The sequence below is a fragment of the Variovorax sp. Soil_C_19 genome, from assembly GCF_057657255.1.
Map to the genome: position 1 here is coordinate 149,370 of NZ_JBDGIV010000003.1, position 13,725 is coordinate 163,094.

Annotated in this window: 15 protein-coding genes; 5 read left to right on the forward strand and 10 right to left on the reverse strand. The window is 68.2% G+C overall.

Annotated features, from left to right (window positions below; all coding sequences use genetic code 11):
• Nucleotides 1-11 precede the first annotated feature (11 nt).
• From AC3A6R_RS08060 to AC3A6R_RS08075, 4 genes are read right to left on the reverse strand one after another with little or no spacing between them, the layout of a single operon-like run.
• A complete protein-coding gene (locus tag AC3A6R_RS08060) occupies nt 12-821 on the reverse strand; it encodes an HpcH/HpaI aldolase family protein (RefSeq protein ID WP_487864216.1) in 810 nt (269 codons plus the stop codon).
• A gap of 47 nt (nt 822-868) precedes the next feature.
• The gene (gene araD, locus AC3A6R_RS08065) at nt 869-2,626 is read right to left on the reverse strand and encodes an L-arabinonate dehydratase (protein ID WP_487864217.1); all 1,758 of its coding nucleotides are present in this window, start codon (nt 2,624-2,626) and stop codon (nt 869-871) included.
• Nucleotides 2,627-2,630: 4 nt separating this feature from the next.
• Entirely contained in the window at nt 2,631-3,605 is a 975-nt protein-coding gene (locus tag AC3A6R_RS08070; RefSeq protein WP_487864218.1) for a Bug family tripartite tricarboxylate transporter substrate binding protein, read from the reverse strand.
• A gap of 47 nt (nt 3,606-3,652) precedes the next feature.
• Entirely contained in the window at nt 3,653-4,594 is a 942-nt protein-coding gene (locus tag AC3A6R_RS08075; RefSeq protein WP_487864219.1) for a 2-hydroxyacid dehydrogenase, read from the reverse strand.
• Nucleotides 4,595-4,676: 82 nt separating this feature from the next.
• Here AC3A6R_RS08075 and AC3A6R_RS08080 point away from each other — a divergent pair, with 82 nt between their 5' ends.
• A complete protein-coding gene (locus tag AC3A6R_RS08080) occupies nt 4,677-5,813 on the forward strand; it encodes a LacI family DNA-binding transcriptional regulator (RefSeq protein WP_487859544.1) in 1,137 nt (378 codons plus the stop codon).
• 15 nt (nt 5,814-5,828) lie between these two features.
• Here the strand turns inward: AC3A6R_RS08080 and AC3A6R_RS08085 are convergent, their stop codons facing one another.
• The 3 genes from AC3A6R_RS08085 to AC3A6R_RS08095 all read right to left on the reverse strand — a co-directional run bounded on the left by AC3A6R_RS08085 (nt 5,829) and on the right by AC3A6R_RS08095 (nt 7,941).
• Nucleotides 5,829-6,062, reverse strand: coding sequence for an oxidoreductase-like domain-containing protein (locus AC3A6R_RS08085; RefSeq protein ID WP_487864220.1), 234 nt, complete (start codon nt 6,060-6,062; stop codon nt 5,829-5,831).
• Complete coding sequence (gene lpxO, locus AC3A6R_RS08090) at nt 6,063-6,959, reverse strand: lipid A hydroxylase LpxO (protein ID WP_487864221.1); 897 nt, start codon at nt 6,957-6,959, stop codon at nt 6,063-6,065.
• Between the two features lie 73 nt (nt 6,960-7,032).
• The gene (locus tag AC3A6R_RS08095) at nt 7,033-7,941 is read right to left on the reverse strand and encodes an NAD(P)-dependent oxidoreductase (protein ID WP_487864381.1); all 909 of its coding nucleotides are present in this window, start codon (nt 7,939-7,941) and stop codon (nt 7,033-7,035) included.
• Between the two features lie 81 nt (nt 7,942-8,022).
• Between AC3A6R_RS08095 and AC3A6R_RS08100 the strand changes: the two genes are divergently transcribed.
• Complete coding sequence (locus tag AC3A6R_RS08100) at nt 8,023-8,376, forward strand: winged helix-turn-helix transcriptional regulator (protein ID WP_487859541.1); 354 nt, start codon at nt 8,023-8,025, stop codon at nt 8,374-8,376.
• Nucleotides 8,377-8,403: 27 nt separating this feature from the next.
• Here AC3A6R_RS08100 and AC3A6R_RS08105 read toward each other — a convergent pair whose 3' ends face one another.
• Together AC3A6R_RS08105 and AC3A6R_RS08110 are read right to left on the reverse strand one after the other, a co-directional pair.
• Nucleotides 8,404-8,805, reverse strand: coding sequence for an OsmC family protein (locus AC3A6R_RS08105; RefSeq protein ID WP_487859540.1), 402 nt, complete (start codon nt 8,803-8,805; stop codon nt 8,404-8,406).
• Nucleotides 8,806-8,867: 62 nt separating this feature from the next.
• Nucleotides 8,868-9,335: an Lrp/AsnC ligand binding domain-containing protein gene (locus tag AC3A6R_RS08110; protein WP_487859539.1), complete on the reverse strand. Its 468-nt coding sequence runs from the start codon at nt 9,333-9,335 to the stop codon at nt 8,868-8,870.
• A gap of 128 nt (nt 9,336-9,463) precedes the next feature.
• On the opposite strand from AC3A6R_RS08110, the gene AC3A6R_RS08115 reads away from it, so the two are divergent.
• Entirely contained in the window at nt 9,464-10,765 is a 1,302-nt protein-coding gene (locus AC3A6R_RS08115) for a D-amino acid dehydrogenase (RefSeq protein WP_487859538.1), read from the forward strand.
• Between the two features lie 27 nt (nt 10,766-10,792).
• Here AC3A6R_RS08115 and AC3A6R_RS08120 read toward each other — a convergent pair whose 3' ends face one another.
• Complete coding sequence (locus AC3A6R_RS08120; protein WP_487864222.1) at nt 10,793-11,872, reverse strand: aromatic ring-hydroxylating dioxygenase subunit alpha; 1,080 nt, start codon at nt 11,870-11,872, stop codon at nt 10,793-10,795.
• A gap of 287 nt (nt 11,873-12,159) precedes the next feature.
• Here AC3A6R_RS08120 and AC3A6R_RS08125 point away from each other — a divergent pair, with 287 nt between their 5' ends.
• Complete coding sequence (locus tag AC3A6R_RS08125; RefSeq protein ID WP_487864223.1) at nt 12,160-13,194, forward strand: ABC transporter substrate-binding protein; 1,035 nt, start codon at nt 12,160-12,162, stop codon at nt 13,192-13,194.
• Nucleotides 13,191-13,724, forward strand: coding sequence for a nucleoside deaminase (locus AC3A6R_RS08130; protein WP_487864224.1), 534 nt, complete (start codon nt 13,191-13,193; stop codon nt 13,722-13,724). Before AC3A6R_RS08125 ends, AC3A6R_RS08130 begins: the two co-directional genes overlap by 4 nt.
• Nucleotide 13,725: the final 1 nt, after the last annotated feature.

Here is a 13,725-nt window from a genome sequence, read left to right on the forward strand (position 1 = left end):
CGGTGAACGGCTCAATACACGGCGCTGTCGAAACCGCGCGCAAGGCTGGGCTGGATCGCGTCGATGAAGGCCGTGGCCTGGCGCACCATCATTCCCATGTCGGACGCGACGGCCACGAACGAATAGCCCATGGTCACGAAGCTCGCCACCACCTCGGGCGTGGGGCCGACGATGCCGCACGGAATGCCGGCCTTGCGGCAGCGCGCAGCCACGTCGGCGATGACGGCCTGCACCTCGGGGTGCAGGATGTTGCCGATGTGCCCCATGTTGGCCGACAGGTCGCCCGGGCCGAGGAACAGCGCGTCGACGCCCTCGACCGCCGCGATGTCCTCCAGCGCGGCCACCGCGGTTTGCGTCTCGAGCTGGATGATGGTGAACACCGAATCGTTGGCGCGCTTGCCGTAGTCCTTCACGGTGCCGTAGCCGCTCGCGCGGAACATGGCCGCAAAACCGCGCTGGCCCTCTGGCGGGTATTTCGCGTACGAGACGGCGCGCCGCGCTGCGTCGGCCGAGTCGACGAAAGGCACCATCACGCTCTGCGCGCCCATGTCGAGCGCGCGCTTGAACAGCACCATGTCGTTGGCCGCGAGACGCACCACGGGCGCAGCGCGCGTGCCGGCAATCGCCTGCAGCACGTGCAGGGTGTCGCGCTCGTCGAGCGGCACATGCTCCTGGTCGACCACGAGCCACTCGAAGCCGGCGTGGCCCATGGCTTCGGCGGTGCTCGCGGTGCCGGACATGAGCCAGGTGCCGAGCGGCGTGCCGGGCTGCTGCAGGCGCTGGCGGAAAGGATTGGAAAGCAGGTCGGGTGTCGAGGACATGGTGCTGGGGGTGTGAAGGGTTGAAAAGGAAAAAACGCTGGAATGCGTCAGTAGATGGACGGCTCTGCCGTGGGCGCATTGCCGGCCAGCACCGCGAAGTCGCAGCCCTTGTCGGCCTGCGTCACTTCCTGCTGGTAGATGCGTGCATAGCCGCGTGCATGGGCCCGGGGCGGAGCGACCCATGCCGCGCGCCGGGCGGCGAGCTCGTCGTCGGAAACCTGCATGTCCAGCCGCCTCGCGCCGATGTCGAGCGTCACGATGTCGCCCGTCCTGAGCAGCGCGAGCGGGCCGCCGACCGCGGACTCGGGCGCCACGTGCAGCACGCAGGTGCCGTAGTGCGTGCCGCTCATGCGCGAGTCGGAAATGCGCAGCATGTCGCGCACGCCACGCTGGAGCAGCTTCTTCGGGATCGGCAGGTTGCCCCATTCGGGCATGCCGGGCGCGCCGACCGGCCCACCGTTGCGCAGCACGAGCACGGTGTTCTCGTCGGCGTCGAGGGCGGGGTCGTTCACCGCCGCGAGCATCTCGGCATTCGAGTCGAAGACCAGCGCGCGCCCGCTGTGGCGCAGCAGGTGCGGCGACGCGGCCGAGGGCTTGAGTACCGCGCCGTCGGGGCACAGGTTGCCGCGCACCACGGCCAGCGCCATGCCGGCCTCGGGGCACTCGGGTGTCGCGGCGATCAATGGCGCGCCGGCGTCGCGGATCACGTCGTCGTCGGTGCAGGTGCGCCCCGCGATGTTCTCGCCGAGGCTGCGGCCGGTGACGGTGAGCGCCGAAAGGTCCAGCTGCGCGCTGATCTTGTTGAGGAGCGCGGGCAGTCCGCCGGCGTAGAAGAAATCTTCCATCAGGCGGTTGCCCGAAGGAAAGAGATTGGCCAGCACGGGCACGCGGCGCGCCATCTCGTCGAGGTCGTCCAGGCCGAGCGCGATGCCTGCGCGGCCGGCGATGGCCGGCAGGTGGACCGCGGCATTGGTGGAGCCGCCGAGCGCCATGTACGCCGCCACGCCATTGAGCAGCGCGGCGCGGGTGACGATGCGCGAGGGCCGCAGGTCTTCCCACACCATTTCGACCGCGCGCTGTCCGCAGGCCCAGGCCATGCGCGTGTGGCCGGCGTCCATGGCCGGCACGCTTGCGGCACCCGGAAAGCACAGCCCCATCGCCTCGATGATCGAGGTCATGGTGCTGGCCGTGCCCATGGTGTTGCAGGTGCCCGGCGCGCGCGTCATCTTGGCCTCGAGCGCGATCCACTCGGGCTGCTCGATGTTGCCCATGACGTACTCTTCCCAGTACTTCTTGGTGTGCGTGCCGGCGCCCACGGCCTGGCCCTTGTAGCGGTCGTTGAGCATCGGCCCCGCGGGGCAGAAGATGGCCGGCAGGTCCATCGACAACGCGCCCATCACGAGCCCCGGCGTGGTCTTGTCGCAGCCGCCCATCAGCACCGCACCGTCGAGCGGCAGGCTGCGCAGCAGCTCCTCGGTCTCCATGGCGAGGAAGTTGCGGTAGATCATCGTGGTGGGCTTGACCATCACCTCGCCCAGGCTCATGGCCGGAAGCTCGAACGGATAGCCTCCCGCCTGCAGCACGCCGCGCTTCACGGCCGCGGCGCGCTCGCGAAGATGGGCGTGGCACGGCGACAGCTCGCTCCACGTGTTGATGATGCCGATGACCGGCCGGCCCATGAACTCCTCGCGCGCGAGGCCTTGCTGCTGCATGCGCTGGCGGTGCGCGAAACCGCGGATGTCGTCGCTCGCGAACCAGCGCTGGCTGCGCAGTTCGGCGAGGGTCTTGCGTTTCGGAACGGTCATTGCCTCAGTCCAGCTGGATGCCGGCCTGCTTGACGGTGGTGGCCATGGCGGCGAGGTCCTTCTTCAGCAGCGCCTCGAACTCGGCCGGCGTGGAAGACAGGACTTCGTAGCCCTGCGCTTCGAGCGGCTTGCGGAACTCGGGCGACTCGAGCACGGCGCGCAGCTCGGTGTTGAGCCGCGCAACGATGGGCGCGGGCGTGCCGCGCCGCACCAGCAGGCCGTTCCACACGATCGACACCACGCCCGGCACGCCGGCCTCGGCCATGGTCGGCACGTCGGGCAGCACCGGCGAACGCTTGGTGTCGGCCACCGCGAGCACGCGCACCTTGCCGGCCTCGCGGAACGACACCACCGCGGGCAGGTTGTGGAACATCATCGGGATCTGGCCGCCGAGCACGTCATTGAGCGCGGGCGGGCCACCCTTGTACGGCGCATGAATGAGTCGCGCGCCGCTCTTCTCCTGGAACACGACGCCCGCGAGGTGCATCGAGTTGCCGTTGCCGGCGGAACCGAAGACCAGCGTGTCCGGCGCGGCCTTCGCGGCGGCGGTCACATCGGCGAGGGTCTTGTACGGCGTGCCCGCGCCGACCACCAGCACGTTGGGCATCTGGTGCGTCAGCGTCACGGGCTGGAGGTCTTTCACGGGGTCGTAGCCCATCGACTTGTAGAGGTGGGGGTTCACCGCCAGCGTGCTCGTCGAGCCGAGCAGGATCGTGTAGCCGTCGGCCGGCTGCTGCCGGGCCGCATGGGCCGAGCCGATGTTGCCGTTGGCGCCGGCCCGGTTGTCGATGACCACCGCTTGCCCGAGCCGCTTGCCCAGCGCCTGTGCCAGCGGGCGCGCGATGGTGTCGGCAACGCCACCGGCCGGGTACGGCACGACGAGGGTCAGCGGACGGTTCGGGAAATTGTCCTGGGCATTGGCGCAGAGCGCGGCGGCGCCGGCGAGCGCGGCAATGGCAATTCGGGTGATCGGGTGCATGGTGCGATGGCTCCTGTCGGGTCGGTGATGGATGGGTGCGCGCGGTCTCAGGGCACCGGGGTCGGCAGCGGCCTGCCCCCGGCCCACGCCTCGACGTTGGCCACGACGAGTGCGCCCATGGCACGACGGGTTTCGTGGGTGGCACTGGCGATGTGCGGCGTCAGCACCACCTGCGGCATGGCCAGCAGCGGCGCCGGAACGTTCGGTTCGTCGGCGAAGACATCGAGGCCCGCCGCGGCGATGCCGCCCGACACCAGGCGTTCGACCAGTGCCTCCTGGTCGACCACCGAGCCACGCGCGATGTTGATGAACACGCCCTGGGGCCCGAGCGCATCGAGCACCTCGGCCGATACCAGGTGGCGTGTGGCCGCGCCGCCGGGCGTGGCGGCGATCAGCACGTCGCTCCACGCGGCGAGCGCCCTGGGCGAGTCGAAGTACGCGTAGGGCACGTCGGCCTGCTGGCGCCGGCCGGCATAGCCGACCGTGGTGTCGAAGGCGACGCAGCGGCGCGCGATCAGGCGCCCGATGTTGCCCAGCCCGACGATTCCGATGCGGCTGCCTGCGAGCCGCCGTCCCAGCGGCAGCGGGCCTCGCGCCCATGCGCCGTCGCGCACATGCCGGTCGGCCGCAGGCACCTGGCGGAACACCGCGAGCAGCAGCGCCAGCGCGAGGTCCGCCACGTCGGCCGACAACACGCCGGGCGTGTGGGTGACGGCGATGCCGCGCTGGCGTGCCCCCTCGACGTCGATCGCGTCGTAGCCCACGCCGTTGCAGGCGATGAGTTCCAGTTTCGTGAGGTGCTCGGCGCTGCCCGCGGGCAGGCCGATCAGCCCGTTCGTGATGACGACCCGCACCTCGGCGCCGCGCTGGCGCAGGAAATCGAGCGGCGCGGGCAGCGCGCTCCAGCGCACGATCTCGCAGGCGCTTTCGAGCGGCTGCAGCAGCTCGGGTGGGAGCGGAATGATGACGAGGAGAACGGGTCGGGGCATGGAGAGGATCGGCAGGTGAGCCGGTGGAAAAACAGGTAATGTCACCGGTAACATTGCCGCGACTGTATATTTCGCGCCAGCCATGCGTCAACCCGTTCGAACTGGATCAAGGGAAAACCACGAGCCGCCACCCGGCGGGCCGGAAGGTGCGGCCGAAGGGTCGGCGCCGGCACGCGCACGCACGCCCCGGCGCAAGCTCGGCACCCACACCATCCACGACGTGGCCGCGCTCGCGGGCGTGTCGTCGATCACCGTGTCGCGCTACTTCAATGCGCCCGAGAAGGTGTCTCCCCGCGTCCGCGAGCAGCTGCGCCAGATCATTCTCGAGACCGGCTACGTGCCGAACCAGATGGCCGGGCGTCTCGCGTCGGCCGAAAGCCGGGTGGTCGGTGCCGTGATGCAGAACACCGGCAGCCTGACCTTCGCGTCGCTCGTGAAGGGCATGGCCGACGGCTTCGAGGCGTCGGGCCTGCAACTGCTGCTGGCCAACACCGAGTACTCCGAGGTGCTGGAGGAGAGGGCCATCCGCGCCTTCGTCGGGTGGCACCCGAGCGCGCTGATCCTCACGCGCGACGACCACACGCCGGAGTCCGATGCGCTACTGCAGGCCTGCCGCTGCCCCATCGTCGAGACCTGGGGCGTGGTGCCCGGACGGCCCTTTCACCAGGTCGGCTTTCCGCATGCGGACATCGGCATCGAGCTGGCCCGGCACTTCCTGGCGCAAGGTGCGCGGCGCATTCGCTTCGCATTGCGCGGCGCGCCCGAGGACTTTCGCGCGCAGCAGCGCGCGCTCGGCTATGCCGAAGCCATGAAGGCCGCGGGGCTGGTGCCCGACATCGAAGTCTCTACCCTCACGGACGAGTTCGACGCTGGCGCCCAAATCCTGGAGCGGCTGGCACACCAGAGCGCGGCAGAGCGGCCCCAGGCCGTGATCTTCGCCAGCGACAACATGGCCGTGGGCGCCATCCTGAAAGCACCGGAACACGGCATCCGCTTTCCTCAGGACTTCGCGATCGCCGGCTTCGGCGATGCGCCGATCGCCGCGCGGCTGCATCCGTCGCTCACGACGGTGCGCCCCGAGCCCTATGCCATCGGGCTCAAGGCCGCGCAGGTGGTGCTGCAGCTGAAGGCCGACAAGCAACCCGATGCGCCGCCCGCGCTGCACATCGTGCCGTGCCAGCTGATCGTGCGCGAGAGTTCGCGCATCGCCGGCACCTGAGCGCCGGCGGCGCGGTCATTCGTCCTGCTGCAGCAGCAGCGAGGCCTCGTCGCGCCAGTAAGCGACGGCGCCCAGCCAGCCTTCCCACACGCAGCCATTGCAGCCGCGGCCGCAGCAGGTGGTGGGCGCAGGCGGCGGCACACGCATGGCGATGTTCCGCGCCCGCAGCAGCGACTGGATGCGCGCAATCAGCGCCTGGGCGCTGGCCAGGTCGGTCGGCGCGATGAGGTCGAGGACAGGGGCAGTCACCTACCAGAAAATCCAGAGCGCGAGGCCGCCAAAGATCGTCCACTTCACGAGGTAGTACGCCCGCTTGTCCCAGGCCTTGAGCCGCTTGCCGAGCACGCGGACCTGGTAGATGTACTTGAACGCGCGGTTGAGGCCGCCGGTCTTGTCACCGGCGTCGTTGGGCGATGCCGCAGCGGCCAGCAGGTTCTTCGCGAACCAGCGGTTCACCGCGCTGGCCCAGCGGTATTTCAGCGGACGCTCGATGTCGCAGAACAGGATCACGCGGTCATGCTCGGTGGTGTTCTCGGCATAGTGGATGTAGGTTTCGTCGAACACCACCGCCTCGCCGTCGCGCCAGTGGTAGCGCTGGCCGTCCACGTCGATGTAGCAGCCCTCGGTGCCGGGCGTCCACAGACCCAGGTGGTAGCGCAGCGAACCGGCGAACGGGTCGCGGTGGCGCACCAGGCGGCTGCCGGGCGGCAGCTCGGCGAACATCGCGGCCTTGATGGTGCCGATGCCCTTGAGCAGCTCGGTGGTGCGCGGGCACAGCTCGGCCGCGGACGGATGCGCATCGTCGTACCACTTCAGATAGAAACGCTTCCAGCCGCTCTTGAAGAAGGAGTTGAAGCCCACGTCGTTGAACTGGTTCGACGCCTTGATGCTGCCGCCGTTGCGCATGGCGAGTGCCTCTTCGCGGATGACCTCCCAGTTCTCCTCGAGCACGCGCATCTCGGGGAACTGCGCGGGCGAGAGATACGGCGTGCCCGGCACCTTCGAGAACATGTACATGAACACGTTCAGCGGTGCGAGAAAAGTGGAATGGTCCGACAGCTGCCTGAAGAAGCGGTGCCGGACCTGGCCGCGAAAGTGAACGTAGAGCGCACTGAGCGCGAAGATGGCGAGGATGACCCACTTCATTTGTTGAAAAGTGTCTTGTGGAGCGGGCGGGTAGTGTAGTTCTTCACACTTGTCCCGACCGATGGCGGCCTTTTCAGCGCCGAAGCAGCTTGATCAGCGCCGCGAACTCCTCGCCGCCGAGCCCCGCACCATCGGCGCGCCTCAACAGCCCCGCCGCGAAGGCAGGGAACTCGGTGTTGATGCCGGCCTGCTGCGCAGTGTCGAGGATGCGCTGCGTGGCCTCGACCGAAATACGCATCGGGCTTTGCGAGATCGCGAAGTCGCCCGACTGGATGACCTTGGCCTCGTGCTGCAGGAAGCCCGCGAAGGTCGACATGATCCCCGCCACGATGCGGCCGTACTCCGCCACGTCGAACCCCTCGTGCTCGGCCACGCGCGCGCCGTGCACGAAGCCGATCAGCGTGCCGTAGACGGTCGACAGCGTGGCGAGGTCCATCGCGGCGGCGGCGCTGGACTTGTCGCCGAGGTAGACGATGCCGCCGCCGAGCACACCGAGCATCGGCTCGGACGCGCGGAACACGGGCTCGGCGCCCGACATCAGGATCGGCGTGTCGGGCTGGCCCATCTGCTCTGGCGCGGCCTGGATCGCGCCCTCGAGGTAGCGCGCGCCCTGCTTGTGCGCCCAGGCCTCGGCGTCCCTCGCGTCCTGCGGGCTACCGGTGGTGAGCTGCACCAGCAGGCGCCCGTCCATGGCGGCGGCCACGCCGTCCATGGCGAGGACCGCATCGGCTGCGCGGTAGTCGTAGACGCACATCAACACCACCGGGCTTGCGCGCACGGCTTCGGCCGCACTGCGCGCCAGCGTGGCACCGCGCGCCACGAGCGCTTCGGCCTTGGCGGCGCTGCGGTTCCATACGGTGACCTCGTAGCCCTGCGCGATGTACAGGCTGGCAAGGGTCTGGCCCATCGATCCGAGGCCCAGGACGGTGATCTGCTTTTGCTTCATGACGTTTTTCTCAATGCGATGTGAAGAGGCGTGTATCGTCTGATGTGGCTTTCACTCGGTCAAGTACCTACAATAAAGTGAGGTACTTACCAAAACAGCAGTATTGGAACGAACGACATGGCATCGAAGAAGCCTTACGTCTGCGGCATCGGGCCCGCATTCGAGGTCATCGGCGGCAAATGGAAGGCGCTGATCCTCTGGGAGCTGCACCTGCAGCCGCGCCGCTTCGGCGAGCTCAGGCGGATGCTGCCGGGCATCAGCGAGAAGATGCTGATCCAGCAGCTGCGCGAGCTCGAGACCGACGGCATCGTCGCGCGCGAGGTGTTCCGCGAGGTGCCGCCGCGCGTCGAGTATTCGGAAACCAAGCTCGGCGCCACGCTGAATGCGGCGCTCGGTCCGCTGGCCGACTGGGGCGACCGCCATGCCAAGCGCGTGGCGGCGGCACGGAAGCTCGCGTCGGCCGAAGCCTGACGGCCCGTCCGCGGGGCCGGCGCAGGTTCAGTCGGCCCAGCCGGTCTGGATCTCGGTCTTCACCTCGGTCATGAGCTTGTGCACCGGGCACTTGGCGGCCACGCGCATCAGTTCGTCGCGCTGCGCCTCGCTGAGATCGCCGCTCACGCGCAGCTTCGTGTCGAGGCGGTAGACGCCCTTGCGCTCCTCACTGTCGTCGCGGTCGACCGCCACCTCGATGTCTTCGACCGGAATGCCCTTGCGGCGCGCATAGATCAGCACGGTGAGCGCCTTGCAGGCCGCGAGCGAGGCATCGTAGAGATCGTGCGGCTCGGGGCCTGCGTCGCTGCCGCCGCCCGCGGGCGAGGCATCGATGGCGATCTCGTGGTTGCGGATCTTGAGGATGTGGCGCGTGCCGGTGGTGCCGTCGCGGCGGATCGAAAGGCTCATGGGGCGGTCCTTGGGTGCTTGGATCAGGCCGGCGATGGTAGCCGCCGAGGCACCAGCCCTGCTTACCGGTCCATTGCCAGCACCAGCGTTTCCTTGATCTCTTCCATCACCACGTAGCTGTGCGACTCGGCCGCGACCGGCAGCTTCTTGAGGATGTCGCCGAGCAGGTGCCGGTATTCGCTCATGCCGCCGAGGCGCGCCTTCACGAGGTAGTCGAAGCTGCCCGACACCAGATGGCATTCGAGCACCTCGGGCATGTGCAGCAGTTCCTTGCGCACCTTGTCGAACACGTCGCCCGACTTGGCCGAGAGCTTGATCTCCACGAACACCAGCAGCGTCTTGCCGAGCGCCTCGGGCGACACATGGGCGTGGTAGCCACTGATGACGCCCTCGCGCTCCATTCGCTTCACGCGCTCGGTGCAGGGGGAAGCCGACAGCCCGATGCGCTCGGCGAGTTCGGTCATGGAAATGCGGCCCTGGCGCTGCAGCACGTCGAGGATCTTGCGGTCGATGCGGTCGAGTTCGGGCATTTCACTTGGCGCGGGGCGTTGCCCGTCTTTCGGCAGTTGTTTTCACTGGGTAGACCAAAAATTCGATGAAATCCACTCCATTTTGAAGCATAAATTCTAGCTATTCACCTTCATACCGGTACATACCCATGAAAGTCATCGTTCTCGGCGGCGGCGTGATCGGCACCACGACGGCCTACTACCTCGCACGCTCGGGTGCCGAAGTGACCCTGCTCGACCGGCAGGCCGGCACGGCCGAGGAAACCAGCTTCGCCAATGCGGGCCAGGTGTCGCCGGGCTACTCGACGCCATGGGCGGCGCCGGGCATTCCGCTGAAGGCGCTCAAGTGGATGTTCCAGAAGCATGCGCCGCTGGCGGTGCGCCCCGACGGCACGCTGTTCCAGCTGCGCTGGATGGCGGCGATGCTGCGCAACTGCTCGCCGGAACGCTATGCAGTCAACAAGGAACGCATGATGCGCGTGGCCGAGTACAGCCGCGGTTGCCTGCAGCAGCTGCGCGCCGAGACCGGCCTCGCCTACGAGCACCGCACCGGCGGCACGCTGCAGCTCTTTCGCACGCAGGCGCAGCTCGACGCGGTGCAGCGCGACATCGCGGTGCTCGAGGAATGCGGCGTGCCCTACGAGCTGCTTGAACGCGATGCGCTCGCGCGCGTCGAGCCCGCCCTCGCCGGCGCGCGCGACCGGCTCACGGGCGGGCTGCGCCTGCCCAACGACGAGACCGGCGACTGCCATCTCTTCACGCGCGGGCTGGCCGAGATCGCACGCGGCCTGGGCGTCGATTTCCGCTTCGGCCAGCAAGTGGCCGCGCTCGAGATGGCGGGCGACCGCATCACGGGCGTGCGCACCACGGCCGGCAAGATCCTCACGGCCGACCGGTACGTGATGGCCTTCGGCAGCTACTCGCGCCCCGCACTCGCATCGCTCGGCCTCGACATCCCTGTGTACCCGGTCAAGGGCTACTCGCTGACCGTGCCGCTCGTCGACGAGGCGCTGGCGCCGCAATCGACCGTGCTCGACGAGACCTACAAGGTGGCCGTCACGCGTTTCGACAACCGCATCCGCGTGGGCGGCATGGCCGAGCTCGGCGGCTTCGACCTGCGGCTCAATCCCGCGCGCCGCGCCACGCTCGAGAAGGTGGTGAGTGACCTGTTCCCCGGCGGCGACCTGCCGCGCGCCAGCTTCTGGACCGGCCTGCGCCCGATGACGCCCGACGGCACGCCGATCGTCGGCGCCACGCGATTTGCCAACCTGTTCCTCAACACCGGCCACGGCACCCTCGGCTGGACCATGGCCTGCGGTTCGGGCAAGCTCATTGCCGACATCGTGACGGGCCAGCGCCCCGAGATCCGCACCGAAGGGCTTGCGATGGACCGCTACCAGGCGGGTTCGGCACGCATGGGGAGCAGGCGCCCTGCCACTGCAGTCGCCTGAGAAAAGCGGGCTGCCCGGGTACGGGCTTCAGGCAGCCTTCGCCACCACCACCGCCTGGTCAATTCCCCGGTACACCTCCGCCTCGCCAAACCGCGCCAGCAGCTGCATCAGGTGCTTGCGGATCAGCATGCCGGGCCGGTCCGAGTCCATCGAATACTCGATGCCGCGGCGGCGCGTGTCGACCACGGCGTCGGGGTCGGTCGACTCGAGGATGTCCTTGTCCTCGCGCGTGATCTCCTCGTCGAAGTCGATCAGCATCTGCGCCGGGCAGTCGGCCTCGGCGTCGTTGCGGAACAGCCATTGGCACAGCTGCATGCGCGTGTCGTCGATCGGCGTGAAGCAGTTGATGATGATGTGGCGCACGCCGCTCGGGTACTCGATGTCGAGGCGGCGCGAGAACGGCATGAAGTAGGCATTGCGCATGTGGCGCGTGGTGATCGCGTCGGTCACGCCGCTGATCGCATGGAACCTGGCCGGATTGGCCGCCTCGATCACCGTCTCGGCATGGAAGCCGCCCTCGTTCTCGACCAGTTCGTACCGGCTCGGCTTCGGGCTCGCGGCCACGCCGAAGGTGGCGCGGTGCACGAAGCTGAAGTGCGAGTTGTCGAACGAATTCTCGAGCGCACGCAACGGGCTGGTCTGCCATTCCTCGTAGAACTGGAAGATCGTGCGGTAGCCCGGATCGCCGAACTCCGGGATCGCCGGAATGTCGGCGACCGGCTCCTCCAGCGCCACCCAGGCATAGCCGTAGCGCGCGGTGCAGCGGTAGGCGGTGGTGCGGTACTCGGGCGAGATCTTGCGATCGGGCTCGTACTGCGGAATGCGGATCACCTGGCCGCTGCGGTCGTAGGTCCAGCCGTGGTAGCCGCACTGGATCGCGCCCTGGCCGCAGGCCTTGCCTTCGCCGTCGACGCACCAGCCCTTCGAGAGCTTGGCGGTGCGGTGGCAGCAGCGGTCGCGCAGTGCCGCGGGCTGGCCCTCGGCGTCGATGAAGAGAACGATGTCCTCGCCCAGCAGCTTGAATGGCTTCGGACCGGTGGCAAGTTCAGTGAGCGGCATGACGGCATGCCAGAACTTGCGGAAGACGGGTTGTCGGGAAACGAGCATGCGGGACTCCTTCTGTTGCACGTGGGTACGGACGAACCTGAAAGAGCAATTTCCCGCCGCGAGGCTGAACGCTTCTACTCTGCGCGACCAGCCTTGCAAGTTGCGCGCCCGCATTGTGCCCGCTCGGGAAGGCTCGCGCTGGCATGCGTCGTGCAATAGCCATTGCAAGAGTAGAAGCGTTCAGCAGCGCACGCACCATTCACGTGCGCCCGCCCGGAAATTGCTCTTGCGAGGCCTCCCTGCCACCGCGGGAGGGATCACAAGACGACCGACCCCGGAGCCCCACCATGCAACGCCGACTCTTTCTTGCCGCAGCAGCCACCGCCGCCAGCGTCGCTGCCCCTCGCGTGTTCGCGCAGGGCAGCAACAACAAGCTCACGCCCATCAAGTTCACGCTCGACTTCCGCATAAACGGGCAGACTGCGCCGTTCTTCCTTGCGCACAGCAAGGGCTACTACCGCGACGAAGGCCTCGACGTAGCCATCGACACCGGCGCCGGCTCGGTTGCCTCGATCACGCGCATCGCGAGCGGCGTGTACCAGATGGGCCTCGGCGACATCAGCTCGCTGGTGGAGTTCAATGCACAGAATCCGGGCACCCCGATGGTGCAGGCCGTGTACCAGTACTACAACCGTGCACCCTTCGTGATCATCGGCCGCAAGGACCGCGGCATCACCGGCGACTTCAAGAGCCTCGCCGGCAAGAAGGTGGCCGCGGCCGCCGTCGAGGCCACCCGCCGCGCATGGCCGATGGTGGCGCGCAGGCAGGGCATGCGAAGCGATGCCTTCCAGTGGCAGACCACCGACTTCTCGGCGCGCGACAACGTGATGGTGCGCGGCGACGTCGATGCCGCCACCTATTTCCACGACTCGGCGATCTCGCTCTTCGCGCGCATGAAGCAGGACGAACTCTCGGTGCTCAAGTATTCGGACGCCGGCGTCGACCTCTACGGCAACGCGATCCTCGCGAGCAGCAACCTCATCGCGCAGAATCCCGGGGTGGTCGCGGCCTTCCTGCGCGCGACCAACCAGGCCATCGTCGAGACCTTCGCCAATCCAGCGCCCAGCATCGCCGCCATGCGCCAACGCGAACCGATCCTCGACGAGAAGATCGAACTCACGCGCTGGGGCGTCACGGCGCAGTACGTGGGCGCGGCCGACGCGCGCAGCCATGGCCTCGGCGACATCCGCAAGCTCACGCTCGAGCAGCAGGTCGACCAGGTCGTCGACGTCTTCGGCCTCAAGGTCAAGCCCGCGTCCGACGCCATCTTCAACACGTCGATGCTGCCATCGCGCAACGAACGCAACCTTCCCAAGGCATGAACTTCAGCAATCTCACCACCACCACCCACACCGCGCTTCCCGAGGAAGCCACGCTCGACGAACGCGACGAGCGCTACCTGCGCAAGGCGATCGTCTGGTCGCATGCGGCGCGCCGCCGCGGCAACCGGCCGTTCGGCTCGGTGATCGTCTCGGCCGACGGCGAGGTGCTCGCCGAGGCGGCCAACAGCAACAGCGAGACCGGCGACTGCACCGCCCACGCCGAGGTCAACGCGCTGCGCGCGCTCGCGGGGCGCGGCCTCACGCGCGAGGAACTGGCAGGCGCCACGATCTACGCGTCGGGCGAGCCCTGCGTCATGTGCGCGGGCGCGATCTTCTGGTCGAACATCGGCCGCGTGGTGTTCGGCATCGATGCCGAACGGCTTCGCGCGTTCCGCGGCGAGCGGCAGGACCAGCGCGACGCCGAGCTCTCGTGCCGCGACGTGTTCCGCGCTTCGCCGCACCCGATCGAGTGCATCGGACCCGCCTTGGTCGACGAAGCAAGCGCCGCCCACGACGGTGCCTGGAAATAGC

Excerpts from the sequence above, each read along its gene's own strand:
- AC3A6R_RS08105 (WP_487859540.1), bottom strand. The coding sequence starts at position 8,805 with ATGAGCCTTTCGATCCGCCGCGACGGCACCACCGGCACGCGCCACATC.
- AC3A6R_RS08115 (WP_487859538.1), top strand. The coding sequence starts at position 9,464 with ATGAAAGTCATCGTTCTCGGCGGCGGCGTGATCGGCACCACGACGGCC.
- AC3A6R_RS08080 (WP_487859544.1), top strand. The coding sequence starts at position 4,677 with ATGCGTCAACCCGTTCGAACTGGATCAAGGGAAAACCACGAGCCGCCA.
- lpxO (WP_487864221.1), bottom strand. The coding sequence starts at position 6,959 with ATGAAGTGGGTCATCCTCGCCATCTTCGCGCTCAGTGCGCTCTACGTT.
- araD (WP_487864217.1), bottom strand. The coding sequence starts at position 2,626 with ATGACCGTTCCGAAACGCAAGACCCTCGCCGAACTGCGCAGCCAGCGC.
- AC3A6R_RS08120 (WP_487864222.1), bottom strand. The coding sequence starts at position 11,872 with ATGCTCGTTTCCCGACAACCCGTCTTCCGCAAGTTCTGGCATGCCGTC.
- AC3A6R_RS08075 (WP_487864219.1), bottom strand. The coding sequence starts at position 4,594 with ATGCCCCGACCCGTTCTCCTCGTCATCATTCCGCTCCCACCCGAGCTG.
- AC3A6R_RS08110 (WP_487859539.1), bottom strand. The coding sequence starts at position 9,335 with ATGCCCGAACTCGACCGCATCGACCGCAAGATCCTCGACGTGCTGCAG.
- AC3A6R_RS08070 (WP_487864218.1), bottom strand. The coding sequence starts at position 3,605 with ATGCACCCGATCACCCGAATTGCCATTGCCGCGCTCGCCGGCGCCGCC.
- AC3A6R_RS08125 (WP_487864223.1), top strand. The coding sequence starts at position 12,160 with ATGCAACGCCGACTCTTTCTTGCCGCAGCAGCCACCGCCGCCAGCGTC.
- AC3A6R_RS08100 (WP_487859541.1), top strand. The coding sequence starts at position 8,023 with ATGGCATCGAAGAAGCCTTACGTCTGCGGCATCGGGCCCGCATTCGAG.
- AC3A6R_RS08060 (WP_487864216.1), bottom strand. The coding sequence starts at position 821 with ATGTCCTCGACACCCGACCTGCTTTCCAATCCTTTCCGCCAGCGCCTG.
- AC3A6R_RS08130 (WP_487864224.1), top strand. The coding sequence starts at position 13,191 with ATGAACTTCAGCAATCTCACCACCACCACCCACACCGCGCTTCCCGAG.